Source organism: Citrobacter sp. Cy070, assembly GCF_030332245.1.
Classification (GTDB): Bacteria; Pseudomonadota; Gammaproteobacteria; order Enterobacterales; family Enterobacteriaceae; genus Citrobacter; species Citrobacter youngae.
The window spans coordinates 240,623-262,147 of record NZ_JAOWIG010000051.1 but is presented as its reverse complement, the minus strand read 5'-3'; the positions used below and the strand labels follow the sequence as shown (position 1 = coordinate 262,147).

19 protein-coding genes and 1 tRNA gene are annotated in these 21,525 nt (G+C 52.6%); 14 read left to right on the top strand and 6 right to left on the bottom strand.

The window, feature by feature from the left end; translation table 11 throughout:
* The first annotated feature begins 107 nt into the window (after positions 1-107).
* The 3 genes from pgtC to pgtA are packed head-to-tail and all read left to right on the top strand — an operon-like array spanning position 108 to position 4,550.
* A complete protein-coding gene (gene pgtC / locus OGY19_RS07330) occupies positions 108-1,307 on the top strand; it encodes a phosphoglycerate transport regulator PgtC (RefSeq protein WP_115602392.1) in 1,200 nt (399 codons plus the stop codon).
* Positions 1,304-3,313 carry a two-component system sensor histidine kinase PgtB gene (gene pgtB, locus OGY19_RS07325; protein WP_061068242.1) on the top strand — a complete coding sequence of 670 codons (2,010 nt, stop codon included), beginning with the start codon at positions 1,304-1,306 and terminating at the stop codon, positions 3,311-3,313. The genes pgtC and pgtB overlap by 4 nt, the downstream gene beginning before the upstream one ends.
* Entirely contained in the window at positions 3,303-4,550 is a 1,248-nt protein-coding gene (gene pgtA / locus OGY19_RS07320) for a two-component system response regulator PgtA (protein WP_061068241.1), read from the top strand. The genes pgtB and pgtA overlap by 11 nt, the downstream gene beginning before the upstream one ends.
* 100 nt (positions 4,551-4,650) lie before the next feature.
* Here pgtA and OGY19_RS07315 read toward each other — a convergent pair whose 3' ends face one another.
* The 3 genes from OGY19_RS07315 to OGY19_RS07305 all read right to left on the bottom strand — a co-directional run bounded on the left by OGY19_RS07315 (position 4,651) and on the right by OGY19_RS07305 (position 6,488).
* Entirely contained in the window at positions 4,651-5,190 is a 540-nt protein-coding gene (locus OGY19_RS07315; RefSeq protein ID WP_061068240.1) for a DUF2058 domain-containing protein, read from the bottom strand.
* Positions 5,191-5,396: 206 nt separating this feature from the next.
* Positions 5,397-5,471: transfer RNA gene (locus tag OGY19_RS07310), tRNA-Arg, on the bottom strand.
* 75 nt (positions 5,472-5,546) lie between these two features.
* Positions 5,547-6,488, bottom strand: coding sequence for a formate/nitrite transporter family protein (locus tag OGY19_RS07305; RefSeq protein ID WP_115601711.1), 942 nt, complete (start codon positions 6,486-6,488; stop codon positions 5,547-5,549).
* Positions 6,489-6,774: 286 nt separating this feature from the next.
* On the opposite strand from OGY19_RS07305, the gene mlaA reads away from it, so the two are divergent.
* On the top strand, positions 6,775-7,530 hold the full coding sequence (gene mlaA / locus OGY19_RS07300) for a phospholipid-binding lipoprotein MlaA (RefSeq protein ID WP_005129765.1): 756 nt from the start codon (positions 6,775-6,777) through the stop codon (positions 7,528-7,530).
* Positions 7,531-7,590: 60 nt separating this feature from the next.
* On the opposite strand, the gene fadL is transcribed toward mlaA, so the two are convergent.
* Positions 7,591-8,922, bottom strand: a complete 1,332-nt coding sequence (fadL, locus tag OGY19_RS07295) for a long-chain fatty acid transporter FadL (protein ID WP_061068238.1) — start codon at positions 8,920-8,922, stop codon at positions 7,591-7,593.
* Positions 8,923-9,293: 371 nt separating this feature from the next.
* Between fadL and OGY19_RS07290 the strand changes: the two genes are divergently transcribed.
* The 4 genes from OGY19_RS07290 to sixA all read left to right on the top strand — a co-directional run bounded on the left by OGY19_RS07290 (position 9,294) and on the right by sixA (position 13,906).
* Positions 9,294-9,578 carry a YfcZ/YiiS family protein gene (locus OGY19_RS07290; protein ID WP_005129756.1) on the top strand — a complete coding sequence of 95 codons (285 nt, stop codon included), beginning with the start codon at positions 9,294-9,296 and terminating at the stop codon, positions 9,576-9,578.
* Positions 9,579-9,754: 176 nt separating this feature from the next.
* The gene (fadI, locus tag OGY19_RS07285; protein ID WP_115601712.1) at positions 9,755-11,065 is read left to right on the top strand and encodes an acetyl-CoA C-acyltransferase FadI; all 1,311 of its coding nucleotides are present in this window, start codon (positions 9,755-9,757) and stop codon (positions 11,063-11,065) included.
* Positions 11,065-13,212 (top strand): fatty acid oxidation complex subunit alpha FadJ, encoded by a 2,148-nt coding sequence (fadJ, locus tag OGY19_RS07280; protein WP_115601713.1) that lies wholly within the window; start codon positions 11,065-11,067, stop codon positions 13,210-13,212. The genes fadI and fadJ overlap by 1 nt, the downstream gene beginning before the upstream one ends.
* Before the next feature lie 208 nt (positions 13,213-13,420).
* Positions 13,421-13,906, top strand: a complete 486-nt coding sequence (sixA, locus tag OGY19_RS07275) for a phosphohistidine phosphatase SixA (protein WP_048211041.1) — start codon at positions 13,421-13,423, stop codon at positions 13,904-13,906.
* A gap of 93 nt (positions 13,907-13,999) precedes the next feature.
* Here sixA and smrB read toward each other — a convergent pair whose 3' ends face one another.
* Positions 14,000-14,551, bottom strand: a complete 552-nt coding sequence (smrB, locus tag OGY19_RS07270) for an endonuclease SmrB (RefSeq protein WP_048211042.1) — start codon at positions 14,549-14,551, stop codon at positions 14,000-14,002.
* A gap of 166 nt (positions 14,552-14,717) precedes the next feature.
* Here smrB and prmB point away from each other — a divergent pair, with 166 nt between their 5' ends.
* From prmB to OGY19_RS07240, 6 genes are read left to right on the top strand one after another with little or no spacing between them, the layout of a single operon-like run.
* On the top strand, positions 14,718-15,650 hold the full coding sequence (prmB, locus tag OGY19_RS07265) for a 50S ribosomal protein L3 N(5)-glutamine methyltransferase (protein WP_043017082.1): 933 nt from the start codon (positions 14,718-14,720) through the stop codon (positions 15,648-15,650).
* Positions 15,651-15,689: 39 nt separating this feature from the next.
* Positions 15,690-16,775, top strand: a complete 1,086-nt coding sequence (gene aroC / locus OGY19_RS07260) for a chorismate synthase (RefSeq protein ID WP_048211043.1) — start codon at positions 15,690-15,692, stop codon at positions 16,773-16,775.
* Between the two features lie 2 nt (positions 16,776-16,777).
* A complete protein-coding gene (gene mepA / locus OGY19_RS07255; protein WP_061068236.1) occupies positions 16,778-17,602 on the top strand; it encodes a penicillin-insensitive murein endopeptidase in 825 nt (274 codons plus the stop codon).
* Complete coding sequence (locus OGY19_RS07250; RefSeq protein ID WP_115601714.1) at positions 17,602-18,411, top strand: sulfite exporter TauE/SafE family protein; 810 nt, start codon at positions 17,602-17,604, stop codon at positions 18,409-18,411. Before mepA ends, OGY19_RS07250 begins: the two co-directional genes overlap by 1 nt.
* The gene (locus OGY19_RS07245) at positions 18,411-18,959 is read left to right on the top strand and encodes an elongation factor P hydroxylase (protein ID WP_005129723.1); all 549 of its coding nucleotides are present in this window, start codon (positions 18,411-18,413) and stop codon (positions 18,957-18,959) included. Before OGY19_RS07250 ends, OGY19_RS07245 begins: the two co-directional genes overlap by 1 nt.
* A 32-nt stretch (positions 18,960-18,991) precedes the next feature.
* The gene (locus tag OGY19_RS07240; RefSeq protein WP_079939927.1) at positions 18,992-19,270 is read left to right on the top strand and encodes a YfcL family protein; all 279 of its coding nucleotides are present in this window, start codon (positions 18,992-18,994) and stop codon (positions 19,268-19,270) included.
* A gap of 104 nt (positions 19,271-19,374) precedes the next feature.
* On the opposite strand, the gene mnmC is transcribed toward OGY19_RS07240, so the two are convergent.
* Positions 19,375-21,375, bottom strand: a complete 2,001-nt coding sequence (gene mnmC / locus OGY19_RS07235; RefSeq protein ID WP_186336732.1) for a bifunctional tRNA (5-methylaminomethyl-2-thiouridine)(34)-methyltransferase MnmC2/FAD-dependent 5-carboxymethylaminomethyl-2-thiouridine(34) oxidoreductase MnmC1 — start codon at positions 21,373-21,375, stop codon at positions 19,375-19,377.
* Positions 21,376-21,525: the final 150 nt, after the last annotated feature.

Here is a 21,525-nt window from a genome sequence, read left to right as displayed (position 1 = left end):
GGTAAATTTTGTCTCAATATTATTTTTCGAAGATGTTGGTATTTATGAGCAGGATCACAAACAGACTTTTCTGTCGGGGTAGTTTGTTGGCGCTCTCACTGTGTTTTATGTCGCTGTCGGCGACCTGTCTGGCACAGGGGAAGGAGCTGGTGATGGCGACGACGTTTTCCCCGGGGGCAACGGCCTGGATTATTCAGCGCTGGCAAACGGAGCCGGGGTCAGTGATGATCCGCACGCTAAACCGGACCAGTTCTTCTCTCGAACAACTGCTCGATACCGCGAATGCGGAGAACGTTGACCTGATTTTGACCTCTTCGCCGATGCTACTGCAGCATCTTCAGGAGCATCAGAAACTTGCTCCTTTTGATAATGCATTGCCGGAAAGCCAGCGTCTGGTGCCAGAGTCAATACGGTCGACGTCTGTAGCCGTGGCTCTCTCGGGATTTGGTCTGCTGATTAATCGTTCAGCACTGACGGCGCGACATCTGCCACCACCGACGGACTGGGGTGATTTAACGCATCCTAAATATCAAAATGCCCTGCTGATGAGTAGCCCATCGCGCTCCGATACCAATCACCTGATGGTTGAATCACTGCTGCAACAAAAAGGGTGGCAAGAAGGTTGGGCGACATTGCTGGCCAGTGCCGGGAACCTGGTGACCATCTCATCACGCAGCTTTGGTGTTGCGGACAAAATTAAGAGCGGATTGGGCGTTGCGGGACCGGTTATTGATAACTATGCCAATCTGCTGCTCAATGACCCCAATCTGACTTTTACTTACTTCCCACACTCGGCGGTCTCGCCGACCTACGTAGCCGTGCTGAAAAACAGCCCGCGTGCCAATGAAGCACAACGTTTTATCCGCTATTTATTGAGCCCGGAAGGGCAGCGGATCCTTGCAGATGCGAATACCGGTAAATATCCGGTAACGTCGCTGGCAGCAGATAACCCGCGTGCAGCCCAACAGGCCATTTTGATGAAACAGCCACCGCTTAATTACCGTCTGATCCTGAAGCGTCAACAACTGGTCCAGAGGATGTTTGATACGGCCATCAGTTTCCGCCTCGCGCAGCTTAAGGATGCCTGGCGAGCGCTGTACAGTGCGGAAACTCGTCTGAAACACCCGTTACCTGAAATCAGAGCGCTGTTAACCCAGGTCCCAATCGACGCCAGGAACAGCGAAGATGAAGCCTGGCTTGCTCAATTCGATAATAAAAGCTTTGCTGAACAGCAAATGATGGAGTGGCAACTCTGGTTTCTTAAAAACCAGCGCCTGGCGATATCAAAACTGGAAGAACTACAATGAAAGGCGGTTCGCTATGGCAACGTCTTCGTCAGCTCAGCATCAGCAGCAGTTTGCGGGGGGCTTTTTTGACGGGGGCTTTACTGACGCTGAGCGTGAGCTGTGTCAGTTTGTATTCCTGGCATGAGCAAAGCTCGCAAATCCGCTATTCGCTCGATGACTATTTTCCGCGCGTACATTCCGCTTTTTTGATTGAAGGGAATCTTAACCTGGTTGTCGATCAGCTTAATGAATTCCTGCTTGCCCCCAATACGACCGTACGGCTGCAACTGCGTAATCAGATCATCGAACATCTGGACAAAATTGAACTGCTGAGCCGGGGATTGCAACCCGCGGAACAGCAACAGCTGGCGGTGATTTTGCAAGATAGCCGGGCATTGATGACCGAGCTGGACAGGGTGCTCTACAACATGTTCCTGGTACGCGAAAAAGTCAGCGAACTTTCCGCGCGAATCGACTGGTTACATGATGATTTCACGACCGAACTGAACTCTCTGGTGCAGGATTTCACCTGGCAGCAGGGAACGTTGTTGGATCAAATTGAAGCGAAAAATGGCGACGCGGCGTTGTACCTGAAACGCGCCAGGGAGGTGCAGAATGAGCAGCAACAGGTGTACACGCTGGCAAGAATTGAAAACCAGATTGTCGATGATTTACGCGACAGGTTGAATGAACTGAAGTCAGGTAGCGACGACGGCATGCTGGTCGAGAATCATATTCGCTATCTGGAAAATCTGAAGAAAACGGCGGATGAAAATATTCGCACCTTGGACGACTGGCCCAGTACTATCACGTTGCGGCAAACCATCGACGAATTGCTGGAAATCGGGATGATGAAAAATAAAATGCCCGATACGATGCGCGATTATGTCGCGGCGCAAAAAGCGCTGGTTGATGCCAGTCATGCCAGAGAAGCTACACTTGGTCGTTTTCGAACATTGCTTGAGGCTCAGTTGGGAAGTAGCCATCAACAAATGCAGATGTTTAACCAGCGACTGGAGCAGATTGTTCGCGTTAGCGGCGGGCTTATTTTGCTGGCGACGCTGTTGGCGCTGCTTCTTGCCTGGGGACTCAACCACTACTTTATCCGTTCACGGTTGGTGAAGCGTTTTACCGCGCTCAACCAGGCCGTGGTGCAAATTGGTCTTGGCAGAACCGATGCCTCGATCCCGGTTTATGGTCGTGATGAGCTAGGGCGCATTGCGGGGTTACTGCGCCATACGCTGGGTCAGCTCAATACGCAAAAAAGTCAGCTTGAACAGGAAGTGGCAGAGCGTAAGGAGATTGAAGCCGATCTGCGAGCGACCCAGGGCGAATTGATTCAGACGGCGAAACTGGCGGTGGTCGGACAGACCATGACCACGCTGGCCCACGAAATCAATCAACCACTGAATGCATTGTCGATGTATCTGTTTACTGCGGGCAGGGCAATTGAACAGGAGCAGTTGGCGCAGGCCAGAAGCACGTTAACCAAAGCCGAAGGACTCATTACCCGTATCGATGCCATTATCCGCTCATTGCGACAGTTTGCGCGCCGGGCCGAGCCGGGGGCACCGCTGCATCCGGTCGATTTACGGCAAACCTTCAGCGCGGCCTGGGAGTTATTGTCTATGCGGCATAAACCGCAGCAGGGTACGCTTTCGCTGCCGGTTGAGCGCGTGTGGGTTATGGGCGATGAGGTGAGAATTCAGCAAGTTCTGGTAAACATACTGGCAAATGCGCTGGATGCCTGTCCGGTTGCCGCGAAGATTGACGTTCACTGGCAGGTCGAGGGCAGCACGGTGTGTGTATTTGTCAGCGATAATGGCCCCGGCTGGCCTGGTGCGCTGCTACCGTCGCTATTAAAACCGTTTACCACCAGTAAGGATGTTGGTCTCGGTATTGGGCTATCAATTTGTGTCTCGTTAATGACGCAGATGAACGGCGAGCTACGCCTGGCATCGACACTGGGGCGCAATGCCTGCGTGGTACTGCAATTCAACCTGACGGATGTAGAAGATGTTGAGTGATGAATATTCTGTTCTGCTGATTGATGATGATGCCGATGTCCTTGATGCTTACACCTTGTTGCTTGAGCAGGCAGGCTATCGGGTATGCGCGTGCAATAACCCCTACGATGCCCGAAATTGGCTACAGGCTGACTGGCCCGGTATCGTCCTGAGTGACGTGTGTATGCCTGGCTGTAACGGTATCGAACTGATGGCTCTTTTTCATCAGGATGATAACCAGCTGCCGATCCTGCTGATTACCGGACATGGTGATGTGCCGATGGCGGTGGATGCGGTGAAAAAAGGGGCATGGGATTTTCTGCAAAAACCGGTCGATCCCGGTAAGCTGCTGTTGCTGGTTGCACAGGCATTGCAGCAGCGAAAATCTGTGATTGCCCGTCGTCATTACTGCCAGCAAAAGCTGCAGGTTGAACTGGTTGGCTACAGCGACTGGATAAATCAGTACCGTCAACGGCTGCAGCAACTGGCAGAAACGGATCTTGCCGTCTGGTTTTATGGGGAACCCGGGACGGGACGTATGACGGGAGCCCGTTATTTGCATCAGCTGGGACGTAGCGCCCAGGGGCCGTTTATCCGCGCAGAACTCACCGCCGGGAACACGGCTCAGCTCGGTGAGCTGATTGCTCAAGCGCAAGGTGGGACGCTGGTATTAAGCCATATAGCGTGTCTGACGCGCGAGCAGCAGCACCATTTGGTTCACCTGCAAAGTCAGGAGCGGCGCCCTTTTCGGCTAATTGGTGTTGGCACGACATCGCTGGTGGAACTGGCGGCAACAAACCAGATCGTGGCCGAACTCTATTACTGTTTCGCCATGACGCAAATCGCCTGCCAGCCTCTATCCCTGCGCCCGGACGATATTGAACCGCTATTTCGCCATTACCTGCAAAAAGCCTGTCTGCGTCTGAACCACCCCATTCCGGAGGTCGACGGGGAATTGCTAAAAGGGATGCGACGTCGTGTGTGGTTAAGTAATGTGCGAGAGCTGGCAAACGCCGCAGAGCTTTTTGCCGTTGGGTTGCTGCCATTGGCGGAAACCGCTAATCCGCAGTTGCATATGCCGGAACCGACACCGTTGGATCGCCGGGTTGAAGAGTATGAGCGGCAAATCATTACCGAAGCGCTAAATATTCATCAAGGGCGTATTAATGAAGTGGCAGAATATCTGCAAATCCCGCGTAAAAAACTGTATTTGCGGATGAGAAAATACGGGCTAAGTAAAGAGCATTATAAGTTCTAGAGAGAAGAGGTGCGGTTATGATAAGGGCAATTGAATGAACATCTGAGTCGTCACCTCATTATTAGAAAAAATGCCGGACTCATTATCCGGCATTTTTCGCTTACCACATTAAATCGTCAGGTACGACGAAGTCAGCATACGGATCGTCTTCGTCCTTCGCTTCCTGACTCAGCTCGCAATTTAAGACGATGTAGCTGTCGTCGCGCTGCGCAATTTTATCGGCAACGACGGCCGGGATAATAGCATATTCGCTGTCACGCTCGCTTTCAGCAGTCAGCCGGGCAATAGCCAGACGTCCTTTAATCAATTGCGCCTGTGTCACCTTATCCACGTAGATTTTTTTAATCAGATTATTATCGGTGAAGTTATACCCAATATCACCTTTGGAAATGGTGATTTTGTTCATTTCAATAAGCTGCTTAATCTGCGCTTTGTATTCTTTCGATAGCGTCGCTTGTTTCTGTTGATCGCTTAACTGCTTATCCCGTTCAATTTGTGCTTTTTTATTCTCTTCAACCGCTTCTCTGGCTTCACGGGCCTGAACGCGTGATTTTTTCGCCGTTCTCTGCACTTTCGCCATTTTTTTGCTGGAAACTAAGCCAGCTTTCAGCATCTGTTCTTGTAGGGTGAGTTTTGTCATTTTTGCATCTGATCCAATAAAATCGTTGTCAGGATTATAACCTTAACGTCCAACGGGATGCCAGAATACGGGGTTTGCCAAACTGGTCTGGCTCCTGTCTGGCATCGCGAAATGCTCAGGCGCTAAACGGCGGAGGAGAAACTGTGTGGAGCTATGGCAAGTACCGTGATGGTGAAATAAAACAGAGCGTTGCGTTCTAGATGTGATGGTGTCCCCTGCAGGAATCGAACCTGCAACTAGCCCTTAGGAGGGGCTCGTTATATCCATTTAACTAAGGGGACGAAGCGGCATGAGTATAGCGTTTTTTACTCTCAACGGTAAGTCTCAGGCTGCCTGACTGCTCAAACAGTCGCCATTCAGGTCTGTTTTTTCTGGTTTTTCTGCGGTTGTGCTTCCCGCTTTGCTTGCAACCTGGCTTCTTCCTTGCGTTTATTGCTCATATCGTTGCGGATCTGCGCGTGGCTCATCAGCGCGAAGATAAACGTCCCGCCACAGATATTCCCGGCCAGTGTCGGTAAGGCAAAAGGCCAGAAAAAGTCGCCCCAGTGCAGTGTGCCAGTAAAGACCAGGTAGAGAATTTCAACGGAACCCACGACGATATGTGTGGTATCGCCTAAGGCAATCAGCCAGGTCATCAGGACAATGACGACAATCTTTGCGGCTCCGGCGGCGGGAAATATCCAGACCATCGTGGCAATCAACCAGCCGGATATAATGGCATTGGCAAACATCTCCGTCGGGCTATTTTTCATTACATCCATGCCTATTTTGACGAAGGCGTCGCGGGTCGCCTCATCAAAAATCGGCATGTATTCAAACGCCCATGCCGCAACCCCGGTGCCCAGAATATTACCCAGTAGTACTACGCTCCACAGACGCATCAACAAACCAAAATTGCCGAGGGTAGGGTTTTGCATAACGGGTAAGACGGCGGTGACGGTATTTTCCGTAAAGAGCTGTTGGCGGGCCATAATCACAATAATAAAGCCGAAGGTATAACCGAGATTCTCCAGCAAAAATCCGCCGGGAACCCCCTCCAGTTGTACGTGAAAAATTCCCTTTGCTAACAACGATGCTCCCATTGACAGTCCGGCTGCGATGGCTGACCACAATAGCGCCATCGCGTCGCGTTCCATCTCTTTTTCTCCGTCCTGGCGGATATGCTCGTGGATCGCCATTGCACGTGAGGGGAGCCTGTCCTCATTGAGCTCTATCTTTTTTCCGCTCCGCTTTTCTTCGCTTTCCACCTGGAGCTCGTCGCTGTGGCGATCAATCTTCTCTTTTTCGATGTCATTCATACCAGGATCCTGAATAAGCACGTATTGCTAAAGCGTAGCGGTTTTTATTTGAAGGCTGGTGGATAAAGTCTGAAATCGCAAAAATGGTAACGCATGTTTTTATTGGCTTCGTTAAAATGAACCATCACTGTGTCTGTATTACCAGGCTATGATCAAATCAGTAAGTTAGGGCATATAGACATCGATTGACGTGCTGTTACAATCGCTCACATCTAATCAGGCGGATACATCATCGTTCCGTCATGGATGGCAATCAGCGATAGCCATAATACACAGGGAGACACTTATGAAGCTTCGCCTGTCGGCGCTTGCGCTGGGAACCACACTTTTGGTGGGGTGTGCGAGCTCCGGTACTGAACAGCAGGGGCGTTCGGACCCATTTGAAGGGTTCAACCGTACCATGTACAACTTCAACTTTAATGTGTTGGATCCATACGTTGTTCGCCCGGTGGCTGTAGCCTGGCGTGATTATGTTCCGCAGCCGGCCCGTAATGGTTTGAGCAACTTTACTGGCAACCTTGAAGAACCGGCTGTCATGGTTAACTATTTCCTGCAAGGCGACCCCTATCAGGGGATGGTGCATTTTACCCGTTTCTTCCTCAACACCTTGTTAGGTATGGGCGGGTTTATTGATGTGGCGGGGATGGCGAATCCGAAGTTGCAGCGTGTTGAACCACACCGCTTCGGCAGCACATTAGGCCATTATGATGTCGGTTACGGTCCATATATGCAGCTTCCGTTCTACGGCAGTTTCACGCTGCGTGATGATGGCGGCGATATGGTGGATACGCTGTATCCGGTTCTCTCCTGGTTAACCTGGCCGTTGTCGATAGGTAAATGGACGGTTGAAGGAATTGAAACGCGTGCGCAACTGCTCGATTCTGACGGTCTGCTGCGTCAATCTTCAGATCCTTACATCATGGTGCGTGAAGCTTACTTCCAGCGTCATGACTTTATTGCGAATGGCGGTAAACTCAAACCAGAAGAAAACCCGAACGCAAAAGATATTCAGGATGAGTTAAAAGAGATCGATTCTGAGTAAGGAATTGAGGCAAATAAAAAGGTGAGCTAAAAAGCTCACCTTTTTTACGTCTGATGGAAATCAGAATGCGTAGTTCAGGTTCATGCCGTACAGCCAGGCTTTCCCTTCTGATTCGAAGGAGTACGGGCCTTCTTCGAATTTCACTTTCTGACCGTGCATATAAGAAATGCCGACATCCAATGAAGCATCCTTATTAAACGCATAGGTTGTACCCGCACTCAGCCAGAAGCGATCCTGATCCGGAATAGAGATGGAACGGCGGTTAGCTGGAACTGGGCTATCATCGAAGGCGATACCAGTACGGAAGGTCCAGGTATCATCGTAGTAGTAGGTCGTACCCAGCGCGATGCGGTAAGAATCTTTGAAACCTTCTTCTTTATAGAACAGAGTCTGGCCGTTGTTGCCTTTCGCTTTAAGCTCCTGGAACTGACTCCAACTGGTATATGCCATGCTGTAGTGAACCGCCCACTGTGGCGCAACGCGGTTATAACCTGAGAACTCCCACATTTCTGGCAGATTCAGATCAAGTGATCCGTCGATTGTGTTGCCGTTAGTGCCAGCAGGCAGGCTGGCAAACACCGGGCGCAACTGCGCGGGAATACGGTCCATTGATGGCAGGCTGCTGCGGTAATCACCGTCGAAGTCAACTTTTACTTCCGAACGGTAGGTGAAACCGTAACGGTTATCTTTATCCACTTCATAAAGAATACCGGCGTTCCAGCCGAAGCCCCATTCGTCACCCTTCAGGCGCGCAATCTGCGTATCTGCTGGGTATTGTGCGGCCAGGGCGGGAGGAACCCGGCCACCAGAGCCTGCAACGATCTGCTGCGGCAGATCGCCTGCATAACGCTCAAGCTTCGCTTTGGCATAGACGGCGTTAAAACCGAGACCGAAGCTAAAATGATTATTCAGACGGTAGGCGCCGCTCAGGTTTAAGTTCAGCGTTTCCAGATCGGTTTTTCCGCCCATCGAGCCGGCTGCGTAATTATTGTTAAACTCCGTTGCCAGACCATAATTAGAGGTAACTGACGCCCCCCAACCAAACTGATCGTTAATCGGGGCAACAAAATGCACGTTCGGTATCCAGGCGGTTGGGGCGATATTATCCTGGCTGGCGTCATTACCAATGCGCGAACGTCCGGAAATATCGACATCCGGGTCAACGAAAATCGCACCCGCAGAGAAAGTAGGGCGATCAAACATCATGATCAGCGCGGGGTTACGACTGGCGTTACCAGCATCATCTGCAATAGCGCCTTCACCCGAATATGCCCGGCCAAGGCCAGAGGAAGAAAATTCGTTTAACTGAAAGCCTGCAGACCAGGCCTGTGTGGAGATAATTGCCACTGCGACTGCGAGAGCAGACTTTGTAAACAGGGTTTTCTGGCTCATGACCATAACCTCATAGATTTATTTTTATACAAACTATGTTACATGCCGTAACAGGAGCGCGAAGTGTAGGGTCTGAGGTACCACATAGAAATCAGACCAGTGGCGAGAGTATAGGTCGGACCAGCCAGAATGTTGCAAGTATGTTTATAAATATTTTCAATTCTGATCTAAGAAACGCGATCCAGCTGGCAAAATTGCAGGTGCGCGCACTCACCTGTTTGGGCGATTTTTGTTTTAGATCATTTTTAAGTGTGATTTCGGTCACTTATCGCATTTCGCACAATTAACGACTGGAGAGGCGAATAATGGGAGCGTAAAATGTCCCTATCGTTTATCTGGCACCTCGGGTGCGAATACAGAGGAAATCTACAATGAGTAAATGCAGTGCTGATGAAACCCCGGTTTGCTGCTGTATGGATGTTGGCACCATCATGGACAACTCCGATTGCACCGCTTCCTACAGCCGCGTGTTCGCGAATCGCGCAGAGGCAGAAGAAACGCTGGCCGCTCTGACTGAGAAGGCACGTAGCGTAGAGTCTGAACCTTGCAAAATCACCCCGACTTTCACTGAAGAGTCAGAGGGTGTGCGTCTGGATATCGATTTTGTTTTTGCCTGTGAAGCTGAAACGCTGATTTTCCAGCTGGGCCTGCGTTAATCCCTTCTGCTCATGCCCTTGCCACCTGGTGGCAAGGGCATTTTCGTAACAGTCAGTGACTATTCACTGTGTCATAGCTCTCACTTTCTTTTCTCCCCGCTTGGCTAAATGTAAAAAATTGGTTAAGACTGTGATCAGGTCAGACCACTTATTTTTATTTTTTACAGGGGAGTGTTATGAGTCAGGCTTTATCGCTGGTTACCCGCCAGGGCGACCGTATCGCCATCGTGAGCGGATTGCGTACGCCATTTGCCCGTCAGGCTACCGCGTTTCATGGCATTCCCGCCGTTGATTTGGGAAAAATGGTTGTTGGTGAATTGCTGGCCCGCAGCGAAATACCTGCTGATGTGATTGAACAGCTGGTTTTTGGCCAGGTGGTGCAAATGCCAGAAGCCCCCAACATTGCCCGGGAAATCGTTCTGGGAACCGGGATGAATGTGCATACAGATGCTTACAGCGTAAGCCGGGCTTGTGCAACCAGCTTTCAGGCCGTGGCAAATGTCGCGGAAAGCCTGATGGCCGGAACTATTCGTGCTGGGATTGCCGGTGGTGCAGACTCCTCTTCCGTTCTGCCTATTGGTGTCAGCAAAAAGCTGGCGCGAGTACTGGTGGATGTTAATAAAGCCCGCACAACCGGGCAACGTCTGAAGCTCTTTTCCCGACTACGCTTGCGCGACCTGATGCCTGTGCCACCTGCAGTGGCTGAATATTCCACTGGTTTACGCATGGGAGATACCGCCGAGCAAATGGCCAAAACCTATGGCATCACGCGTGAGCAGCAGGATGCGCTGGCGCACCGCTCTCATCAGCGCGCAGCTCAGGCCTGGTCTGAAGGAAAACTCGCAGATGAGGTGATGACGACCTACGCTCCCCCCTTTAAAGATCCTTTTTCAGAAGATAACAATATTCGCGGTAACTCGACGATGGCGGATTACGCGAGGTTGCGTCCGGCATTTGACAGAAAACACGGTACCGTTACGGCGGCTAACAGCACTCCGCTGACGGATGGCGCAGCCGCCGTGATTATGATGACGGAGTCGCGTGCGCAAGAGTTAGGGCTGGTACCGCTGGGATATCTGCGTAGTTTTGCCTTTACCGCCATTGATGTCTGGCAGGACATGCTGTTGGGGCCGGCGTGGTCAACGCCGCTTGCCCTGGAGCGTGCAGGCTTAACCATGGCGGATTTAACGCTTATTGATATGCATGAAGCCTTTGCCGCACAAACGCTGGCGAACCTCCAGTTGCTGGGCAGCGAGCGTTTTGCCCGCGAAGTGCTGGGGCGCTCCCACGCCACTGGCGAAGTCGATGACAGTAAATTTAACGTGCTGGGTGGCTCAATTGCCTATGGGCACCCCTTCGCCGCCACCGGTGCACGTATGATCACCCAAACCCTCCATGAACTACGCCGCCGTGGCGGTGGGTTTGGTTTAGTCACCGCATGTGCGGCAGGTGGTCTGGGTGCGGCAATGGTTCTGGAGGCAGAATAATGGAAATGACATCGGCTTTTACGCTCAACGTGCGTCTGGATAACGTCGCCGTTGTCTCCATTGATGTGCCCGGAGAGAAAATGAATACCCTGAAAGCGGAGTTCGCTTCTCAGGTGAGGGCCATTCTGAAACAAATCCGCGATAACAAAGCATTGCGTGGAGTGGTGTTTATTTCGGCTAAACCCGATAACTTCATTGCCGGGGCGGATATCAACATGATTGGTAGCTGTCGCAGCGCGCAGGAAGCCGAAACGCTGGCCCGTCAGGGGCAGCAGATCATGGCAGAAATTAATGCATTGCCGATCCCGGTTGTTGCCGCTATTCATGGTGCCTGTTTGGGCGGTGGGCTGGAGATGGCGCTGGCGTGCCACAACCGTATTTGTACCGATGATGCTAAAACCGTACTGGGGTTGCCGGAAGTACAGTTAGGCCTGCTTCCCGGTTCCGGGGGCACCCAGCGATTACCCCGTCTTATTGGTGTCAGTACTGCGCTGGATATGATCCTGACAGGAAAACAGCTCCGGGCAAAACAGGCGCTAAAAGTGGGGTTGGTGGATGAAGTTGTACCACAGACCATTTTGCTGGAAGCCGCGGTTGAACTGGCCAAAAAAGACAGCTCGGCACACCGGGTTCTGCCCGTACGTGAACGCGTGCTGGCGGGGCCGCTGGGACGTGCGCTGCTGTTTCGTATGGTCAGCAAAAAGACGGCGCAAAAAACGCAGGGCAACTACCCTGCGACGGACCGCATTCTTGAGGTGATCGAAACCGGTCTCGCGCAGGGCAGCAGCAGCGGCTATGAGGCGGAAGCCCACGCGTTTGGCGAGCTGGCGATGACTTCGCAGTCTAAGGCGCTACGGAACATCTTTTTTGCCAATACCGATGTAAAAAAAGATCCCGGTAGTGAAGCGAAGCCCGGCCCGCTGAATAGCGTCGGTATTTTGGGCGGTGGCCTGATGGGCGGCGGTATTGCTTACGTCACAGCCTGTAAAGGTGGCGTGCCGGTGCGCATCAAAGATATTAATGCTAAGGGAATCAACCACGCGCTGAAGTACAGTTGGGAGCAGCTTGAAACGAAGGTTCGCCGCCGTCATATCAAAGCCAGCGAGCGTGATAAACAGCTGGCGTTGATTTCGGGAACCACCGATTATCGCGGTTTTGCGCATCGCGATCTGATTATTGAAGCGGTATTCGAAGATCTGTCGTTAAAACAACAGATGGTGGCAGAAGTTGAGCAGAATTGTGCCCCTCATACTATTTTTGCGTCAAACACCTCATCTTTACCGATTGGCGATATTGCGGCTAATGCTACCAGACCTGAACAGGTAATTGGTCTGCACTTCTTTAGTCCGGTAGAAAAAATGCCACTGGTGGAAGTGATTCCACATGCAACAACCTCTGAGCAGACGATTGCCACAACCGTTAAGTTAGCGAAAAAGCAGGGCAAAACGCCGATTGTTGTCCAGGATAAGGCTGGCTTTTACGTTAACCGTATTTTAGCGCCTTACATCAACGAAGCGATTCGTATGCTGACCGAAGGCGAGCGCGTCGAGACGATTGATGCCGCGCTGGTTAAGTTTGGTTTTCCGGTAGGGCCAATCCAACTTTTGGATGAGGTCGGAATTGATACGGGCACTAAAATTATACCAGTGCTTGAGGCCGCCTATGGAGAACGTTTTAGCGCACCTGCAAATGTTGTTGCTTCAATTTTGAATGATGATCGCAAAGGTAGAAAAAATGGTCGGGGTTTCTATCTTTATGGCGCGAAAGGGCGTAAAAGCAAAAAACAGGTCGACCCTGCAATTTATACGCTTATTGGCGTCCAGGGTCAGGGCCAACTCACAGCCCCGCAAATTGCAGAGCGGTGTGTCATGTTAATGCTTAACGAAGCAGCACGCTGTTTTGGTGAGCAGGTCGTCCGTAGCGCACGTGATGGCGATATCGGCGCTGTATTTGGTATTGGTTTTCCGCCATTCCTCGGCGGCCCGTTCCGGTATATGGATTCTCTCGGTACGGGTGAAGTGGTTGCGGTTCTGCAACGACTGTCCACGCAATATGGTTCACGGTTTACGCCGTGTGAACAGTTATTGCAGATGGCGGAACGTGGTGAAAGATTCTGGGATATCGGGGAAACTGACCTGAATTCATGAGGTCAAAGGTAGGATGAATCCGCACCGAATGTATGGGTCGCGCTCAAAATGTAAACAGAGATTGACTATACTTACGCCGTTGAGGTAAAAAACAGCGTTTCATTCGGTGAATGGATAAGGCACAATGCCGGCCACCACATCGTTACCACGGTCAATAGGGGCGGTGAATAAAGGTGTTGGTGATCCTGGTTAACAAAAGCGGTGCAATATGCAAGTTTTTATCATGCGTCACGGCGACGCGGCCCTCGATGCCGCCAGTGATTCGGTTCGTCCTTTAACCTCTTGTGGTTGTGACGAATCTCGCCTGATGGCGAACTGGCTTAAAGGTCAAAAAGTGGATATCGAACGTGTTCTGGTGAGCCCGTTCCTACGAGCCGAACAGACGCTGGATGTGGTGGGAGAGTGTATGAACCTGCCAGCCGGTGTGGATGTTTTGCCGGAGCTGACTCCCTGCGGCGATGTCGGTCTGGTCAGCGCCTATTTACAGGCTCTGGCCAATGAAGGTATCGCCACGGCACTGGTAATTTCTCACTTACCGTTAGTGGGATATCTGGTGTCTGAGCTTTGCCCGGGTGAAACGCCGCCGATGTTTACCACATCTGCGATTGCCAGCGTAACGCTTGATGAGAGCGGAAAGGGCATTTTCAACTGGCAGATGAGCCCGTGTAATTTGAAAATGGCAAAGGCGATTTAATCGAACCCGTGCCACGTTTCATCGTCCGGATAAGGCACAGCCGCCATCCGGAAAATCAAAGAGCCGCAAATGCGGCTCTTTCTGTTTTCTGCATCAGGGAAGTTCGGGCGGCAGCCACTCTTCCACTTCAATCAGCACCAGCAGCGCGGCGTCACCACCGTACTCTTTCGGCGCCTGATGAAAGGCCATCACATGCGGATGTTGTGCCAGCCAGAGCGGCGTTTGCTGCTTAAGAATATGCTTCCCGTGGCCGTGCATCACGCAGGCGCAAAACACATGCTCACGACGACAGGCGGCAATCAGCGCGCCTAACTCCTGTTTGGCCTGCTGCTGGGTCAGCCCGTGCAGATCGAGAAACAGCTCCGGGGAGTAATCGCCACGGCGCATTTTCTTCAGTTCGAAATGGCTGACGTCGGCACGCAGGTATCTTACCGGGCCGTCCGTATTCAGTAGCGGCTGAAATTCGTCCGAGAAATAGTGGCTGGCATCCGCCTGTTCCTGCAGCAGCTTTTTAACCGGAACCTCGGTGATTTTTTTACGTGGCGGTCGGTGAACAATAGTGTCCTGTTTAATTTTACGCGTGCCGGTCATCAGCTGGCGAAACAGCGTCTGATCCTCCTCGCTGAGCGATGTTTTCTTTTTCATTCGAGCGTCTCATCTTTTATTTTCCGTTAGTTTAACCCGACTCGGCGGGCATCCGATCGCTTAAAACGCAATTTTCGCGCTCAGGCTCCGCGTGAATGCTGATTTATCGCCGTCTTCGTGGCAAACTAGCCGCCGAAATTAATACGAGCATGCCCTGGAGAAATACGTGGATAAAATTTTCGTCGATGAAGCCGTGAGTGAACTGCATACCATTCAGGACATGTTGCGTTGGGCGGTCAGCCGTTTTAGCGCGGCGAATATCTGGTATGGCCACGGCACGGATAACCCATGGGACGAGGCCGTACAACTGGTGCTGCCGTCGCTTTATTTGCCGCTGGATATCCCAGAAGATATGCGCACTGCGCGTCTGACTTCCAGCGAACGCCATCGAATTGTTGAACGCGTGATTCGCCGCGTCAACGAGCGTATTCCGGTGGCTTATCTGACCAACAAAGCCTGGTTCTGCGGGCATGAATTTTATGTTGATGAACGCGTGCTGGTTCCACGTTCACCGATCGGCGAGCTTATCAATAACCGCTTTGCGGGCCTGATTAATGAGCAGCCGCAGCATATCCTCGATATGTGTACCGGCAGCGGCTGTATTGCCATTGCCTGCGCGTATGCCTTCCCGGAAGCCGAAGTCGATGCGGTGGACATTTCCACTGATGCGCTGGCGGTGACCGAGCACAACATTGAAGAGCACGGCCTGATCCATCATGTTACGCCGATCCGCTCCGATCTGTTCCGCGATCTGCTGAAAGTCCAGTATGACCTGATAGTGACCAATCCGCCGTATGTCGATGCAGAAGATATGTCCGATCTGCCAAACGAATATCGCCATGAGCCTGAGCTGGGCCTGGCCTCCGGTAGCGATGGGCTGAAACTTACCCGCCGCATTCTGGGTAACGCCCCGGACTACCTGTCAGATAACGGTATTCTGATTTGTGAAGTCGGAAACAGCATGGTACATCTGATAGAGCAATATCCGGATGTACCGTTCACCTGGCTGGAGTTCGATAACGGCGGTGACGGCGTATTCATGCTGACCAAAGAGCAGTTGATCGCCGCTCGTGAGCACTTCAGCATTTACAAAGACTAAATACACGCGCACATACACAACACGCATAACGGAGCCGTGATGGCAGGAAATACAATTGGGCAACTCTTTCGCGTAACCACCTTCGGCGAATCACACGGGCTGGCGCTCGGTTGTATTGTCGATGGTGTTCCGCCGGGCATTTCTCTGACAGAAGCTGACCTGCAGCACGATCTCGACAGACGTCGTCCTGGCACTTCGCGTTACACTACGCAGCGCCGTGAGCCGGATCAGGTGAAAATCCTCTCCGGCGTATTCGAGGGCGTTACTACCGGCACCAGCATTGGCCTGCTAATCGAAAATACCGATCAACGTTCACAGGATTATGGCGCGATCAAGGATGTTTTCCGTCCAGGACACGCCGACTATACCTATGAGCAGAAATATGGCCTGCGCGATTACCGTGGCGGCGGACGTTCATCCGCACGTGAAACGGCGATGCGCGTTGCGGCTGGCGCGATTGCCAAAAAATATCTGGCGGAAAAGTTCGGCGTTGAGATTCGCGGTTGCCTGACGCAGATGGGTGATATTCCGCTGGAGATCAAAGACTGGTCTCAGGTCGAATTGAATCCCTTCTTTTGCCCGGACCCGGATAAAATTGAAGCGCTGGATGAACTGATGCGCGGGCTGAAGAAAGAGGGCGACTCCATCGGGGCGAAAGTAACCGTTGTTGCAAGCGGCGTACCTGCGGGTCTCGGCGAACCTGTATTCGACCGTCTGGATGCCGACATAGCCCATGCGCTGATGAGCATTAATGCCGTTAAGGGCGTTGAGATTGGCGACGGATTTGACGTTGTAGCGCTGCGCGGCAGTCAGAACCGCGATGAAATCACCAAAGACGGTTTTCAGAGCAACCATGCGGGCGGCATTTTGGGCGGGATCAGCAGCGGGCAACAAATTATTGCCCATATGGCGCTGAAACCGACGTCCAGTATTACCGTACCAGGGCGTACCATTAATCGCTTTGGTGAAGAAGTCGATATGATCACTAAAGGTCGTCACGATCCGTGCGTTGGGATCCGCGCAGTGCCGATCGCTGAAGCAATGCTGGCGATCGTGTTGATGGATCACTTGCTGCGTCAGCGGGCGCAAAATGCGGATGTGAAGACCGATATTCCACGCTGGTAAAAATGAAAAAAACGGCACTTGCGGCGCTGGCTCTGTTTGCCAGTACCGCCTGTCTGGCGGCGACGCCCTGGCAGAAAATTACCCATCCGGTTGCAGGCAGCGCGCAGTCTATCGGCGCGTTTTCCAATGGCTGTATAGTTGGCGCAGAGACGCTGCCTGTACAGTCAGAACACTATCAGGTAATGCGCACCGATCAGCGTCGTTACTTTGGCCATCCGGATCTGGTGAGGTTTATCCAGCGTCTGAGTAATCAGGCTAATAGTCAGGGGCTGGGCACGGTGTTAATCGGTGATATGGGCATGCCGGCCGGTGGGCGATTTAATGGCGGTCATGCCAGTCACCAGACCGGGCTGGATGTGGATATTTTCCTGCAACTGCCGAAAACGCGCTGGACCCAGTCACAACTGCTGCGGCCACAGGCGTTAGATCTGGTCTCGCAGGATGGTAAACGTGTTGTACCGTCCCTGTGGAAGCCGGAGATTTTCAGCCTGGTAAGGCTGGCTGCAAAAGATAATGAAGTAACGCGTATTTTCGTGAATCCGGCGATTAAGCAACAACTTTGTCTGGATGCAGGGACCGACAGGGACTGGTTGCGTAAAGTGCGGCCATGGTTCCAGCACCGTGCGCATATGCACGTCCGGTTACGTTGCCCTGCCGACAGCCTTGAGTGCGAAGATCAACCGTTACCGCCACCGGGTGACGGCTGCGGCGCGGAGCTGCAAAGCTGGTTCGAACCTCCGAAACCTGGAACCACCAAGCCTGAGAAGAAGACACCGCCGCCGTTGCCGCCTTCCTGCCAGGCGCTACTGGACGAGCATGTACTCTAATGGATCATTTTTCCTCTCTGTTTATGGTGACGCCACTGCTGTTAGGTGTGCTTTTTTTTGTGGCGATGCTGGCAGGTTTTATTGATTCTCTGGCCGGAGGCGGTGGTTTACTCACCATCCCGGCATTGATGGCGGCCGGGATGCCACCTGCGCAAGCTCTGGCCACCAATAAATTGCAGGCCTGCGGGGGATCTATCTCTTCCTCCCTCTATTTCATTCGCCGGGGAGTGGTTAACCTGGCAGATCAGAAGCTCAATATCTTCATGACCTTTATCGGCTCAATGAGCGGCGCGCTGCTGGTTCAGCATGTGCAGTCAGACATTTTGCGCCAGATCCTGCCGGTTCTGGTTATCTGTATTGGCCTTTACTTTCTGTTAATGCCGAAAGTAGGGGAAGAGGACCGGCAGCGTCGATTGCACGGGCTGCCTTTCGCGCTGGTGGCCGGAGGCTGCGTCGGTTTTTACGATGGCTTTTTTGGCCCGGCGGCGGGGTCGTTCTACGCGCTGGCCTTTGTCATGCTGTGCGGCTACAACCTGGCGAAATCGACGGCCCACGCCAAAGTATTAAATGCCACATCGAATATCGGTGGGCTGCTGTTGTTTGCCCTCGGCGGTAAAGTGATTTGGGCGACCGGATTTGTGATGCTTATTGGCCAGTTTATTGGGGCACGGATGGGCTCACGGCTGGTACTCAGCAAAGGACAAAAACTCATTCGGCCAATGATCGTTATTGTCTCCGCCGTGATGAGCGCCAAGCTACTTTATGATAATCATGGACAGGAGATTCTCCACTGGCTGGGGATGAACTAATGAATAATACCCATCACTACGAACAGTTAATTGAGATTTTTAACGGCTGCTTTGCCGATGAATTTAATACCCGTCTGATTAAAGGCGACGACGAACCGATCTATCTTCCTGCGGATGCGGAATTACCGTATCACCGTATCGTTTTTGCGCATGGCTATTACGCCAGTGCGTTACACGAAATTTCACACTGGTGTATTGCGGGAAAGGCGCGTCGTGAACTGGTCGACTTCGGTTACTGGTACTGTCCGGACGGACGCGACGCGAAGACGCAATGCCAGTTTGAAGATGTAGAAGTGAAGCCGCAGGCGTTTGACTGGCTGTTTTGCATGGCGGCGGGCTACCCGTTTAACGTCAGTTGCGACAACCTGGAAGGGGACTTTGAACCGGATCGCGTGGTATTCCAGCGCCGTGTTCATGCTCAGGTGATGGAGTATCTGGACAAGGGGATCCCTGAACGCCCGGCGCGTTTCATTAACGCGTTACAGAATTATTATCACACGCCTGAACTTAAGGCGGAACAATTCCCGTGGCCCGAAGCGCTCAACTGACGCCGCTGCCACGTTTACAATGAGGAAAGAAGATGATCGCGGAGTTTGAATCACGCATTCTGGCATTAATCGACGATATGGTAGAGCACGCCAGCGATGATGAGTTGTTTGCCAGTGGTTATTTGCGTGGACACCTGACGCTGGCCGTTGCTGAGCTGGATGCTGGCGAGGACCATTCGGCTGAGGCATTGTACGCCAATGTGACCAGCAGTCTGGAAAAAGCCATCAGCGCAGGCGAACTCTCGCCGCGTGACCAGGCGTTAGTGAAGGAAATGTGGGACACCTTGTTCCAGAAGGCGACAAAACAATAATTGCAGTAGCGTGTGCCGGATGGCGACACTGAGGCGTCTTATCCGGCCTACGTGGACGGGGTTGTAGGCCTGATAAGCGTAGCGCCATCAGGCAATGGTGAGTTTTATTTCACCGCTTTTCCCCTCAATAACTTCCTGACCCACAGACGATTCGGATTCAGCGCCGCCAGGGTGCTGGCATCCATGGGAACAGGTTCATCACTCATTTGCGCGGCCAGAATTTCTGCACATAGCGGGGCAGAACATAACCCACGTGACCCCAGCGCGCCAAACATGAACAAATCCGGGTATATCGGTGCGCTTAAAGCATGCTCTTTGTCTTCGGCAAGCGTGGCGTACTGGCTGAGTGTGGCGTTATAGTCCGGCACATTACCGACCATCGGCATGTGATCGCGCGTGGCGCAGCGCACTCCACAACGTGCGGCATTGCCACTAACGTCTACTTCTTTTGCCCACGCGGCATTCGGGAAACAATCTATTAAGCGCTGACGGTTTTGCTGCTGATCGTCAGCACGATACACCGTTTCTTCACTTCCGCGATGATAACTGGCGCCAATGCAGTGCTGCTGATTTTGCGGGTTGTGCGGCGTGAGGTAGCCGTCATAGCACAGTACCTGACGCAGTGCTGAAAGCGCAGGGGTGGTGGGAATATGACTCACCTGACCGCCAACGGAATACACCGGCAGAGCTTGCGTCTGCTCAACACGGCTTATGCGATGACCGTTAGCCAGAACGACGGCTGCGTGAGTGGCGATTTCACCGCCGGAAAACTGCAGTTGCCAGCCTGCCGCCTGGCGTGTCAGAGAGGTCAACGTGTGTTGATAACGGGTGCGTAATCCCAGCGTTGTGGCATAGTCGAATACGGCGGCGGTTAACTGTGCCGGACACAGCCATCCTCCGGCGGGGTACTGGATGCCATCACATTCGGTCACTACGCCTGTTGTTTGCAAAATTTGATCGGCGTCCACGCCGACGGCGAGCGCTTCGGGCAGTTCAAGGGACAACATCTGGGCGATTTTTTGCTGGCTTTTTTCGTCCCATGCGAGTTGTGTTACGCCGCACCAGTCATGCGCGAACTCAACGGGGAGGGTGTCATACAGTCGACGGGCGAAGGTAAACGCGGTGGGGAAAAAGAGATTAATAGCCGCGTCATGCTTGCTGAGTAACGGATAGAGCGCGCCCTGGCGATTACCGGATGCGCCCTGCGCAGGCTTATCGTCCGCGCAATAGAGTGTGACCTGCCAGCCTCTACGCAGTAGCGCCAGAGACAGCAATGCGCTGGCAATACCGCCGCCAATAATGGCGGCTTCGCGCTTCTCAGTTCCCGTACGTGCAAACCAGGGGGCTGAGGAAGGCAGCGCCTGAGTTTGTTCCATTACGCCACAGAGCATTTCACGTTTGCGACCAAAACCTTTGCATTTTTGCATCGTAAATCCGGCTTCCTGCAATCCCCGGCGTACAAAACCAGCCGAAGTGAAGGTCGCCAGCGTACCGCCTGGTCGGGCCAGTCTGGCCATGGCGTTAAAGAGTGTTGGCGTCCACATATCCGGATTTTTGGCTGGGGCGAAGCCGTCCAGGAACCAGGCATCAACCTGTTGGTTCAGAGACTCGTCCAGCTTACTGGTGAGTTCGTTGATGTCGCCGAACCACAGATCCAGAGTAACCCGCCCCTCATCAAGCACTAGACGATGGCAACCCGCCAGCGGCAGTGGCCACTGTGCCTGGAGTTGCTCTGCCCACGACGCCAGTTCCGGCCAGCGCTGATGCGCTAGTGTCAGATCCTCACGCGTCAGCGGAAATTTTTCAAAACTGATGAAATGTAATCTTTCCAGGGTAGCGTCAGGGTGTGCGTTGCGAAAGGTGGCGAATGCCTGCCAGAGCGTGAGGAAGTTTAGCCCGGTACCAAAGCCACTTTCTGCCACCACGAACACCGGGCGTGGGTGCACAGGAAAACGTTCGGCGAGGTGGTTGCCGCCAAGGAAGACGTAACGTGTCTCTTCCAGCCCGTTATCATTGGAAAAATAGACATCGTCAAAATCTCGGGAAACAGGTGTACCCTCAGCGTTGAATTCAAGGTTGGCAGGTTGTATAGCGTATTGTTTCACGTAAGTTACTCGTCTGACAGGCTGTGCCCCGATCTTAACGAGGAGTGCCTGGCTGCGCAAATTTCCACACAAAATGGCTGATCGGACTTGTTCGGCGTACAAGTGTACGCTATTGTGCCACTCGAAACTTTAAAATAGTGCGACTTACAG

Bases quoted from the DNA above. Each gene is read 5' to 3' on its own strand.
- sixA (WP_048211041.1), top strand. From the start codon at position 13,421: ATGCAAGTTTTTATCATGCGTCACGGCGACGCGGCCCTCGATGCCGCC.
- pgtB (WP_061068242.1), top strand. From the start codon at position 1,304: ATGAAAGGCGGTTCGCTATGGCAACGTCTTCGTCAGCTCAGCATCAGC.
- OGY19_RS07290 (WP_005129756.1), top strand. From the start codon at position 9,294: ATGAGTAAATGCAGTGCTGATGAAACCCCGGTTTGCTGCTGTATGGAT.
- fadJ (WP_115601713.1), top strand. From the start codon at position 11,065: ATGGAAATGACATCGGCTTTTACGCTCAACGTGCGTCTGGATAACGTC.
- fadI (WP_115601712.1), top strand. From the start codon at position 9,755: ATGAGTCAGGCTTTATCGCTGGTTACCCGCCAGGGCGACCGTATCGCC.
- OGY19_RS07250 (WP_115601714.1), top strand. From the start codon at position 17,602: ATGGATCATTTTTCCTCTCTGTTTATGGTGACGCCACTGCTGTTAGGT.
- mepA (WP_061068236.1), top strand. From the start codon at position 16,778: ATGAAAAAAACGGCACTTGCGGCGCTGGCTCTGTTTGCCAGTACCGCC.
- pgtC (WP_115602392.1), top strand. From the start codon at position 108: ATGTCGCTGTCGGCGACCTGTCTGGCACAGGGGAAGGAGCTGGTGATG.
- mlaA (WP_005129765.1), top strand. From the start codon at position 6,775: ATGAAGCTTCGCCTGTCGGCGCTTGCGCTGGGAACCACACTTTTGGTG.
- OGY19_RS07240 (WP_079939927.1), top strand. From the start codon at position 18,992: ATGATCGCGGAGTTTGAATCACGCATTCTGGCATTAATCGACGATATG.
- OGY19_RS07315 (WP_061068240.1), bottom strand. From the start codon at position 5,190: ATGACAAAACTCACCCTACAAGAACAGATGCTGAAAGCTGGCTTAGTT.
- pgtA (WP_061068241.1), top strand. From the start codon at position 3,303: ATGTTGAGTGATGAATATTCTGTTCTGCTGATTGATGATGATGCCGAT.
- fadL (WP_061068238.1), bottom strand. From the start codon at position 8,922: ATGAGCCAGAAAACCCTGTTTACAAAGTCTGCTCTCGCAGTCGCAGTG.
- aroC (WP_048211043.1), top strand. From the start codon at position 15,690: ATGGCAGGAAATACAATTGGGCAACTCTTTCGCGTAACCACCTTCGGC.
- OGY19_RS07245 (WP_005129723.1), top strand. From the start codon at position 18,411: ATGAATAATACCCATCACTACGAACAGTTAATTGAGATTTTTAACGGC.
- smrB (WP_048211042.1), bottom strand. From the start codon at position 14,551: ATGAAAAAGAAAACATCGCTCAGCGAGGAGGATCAGACGCTGTTTCGC.
- OGY19_RS07305 (WP_115601711.1), bottom strand. From the start codon at position 6,488: ATGAATGACATCGAAAAAGAGAAGATTGATCGCCACAGCGACGAGCTC.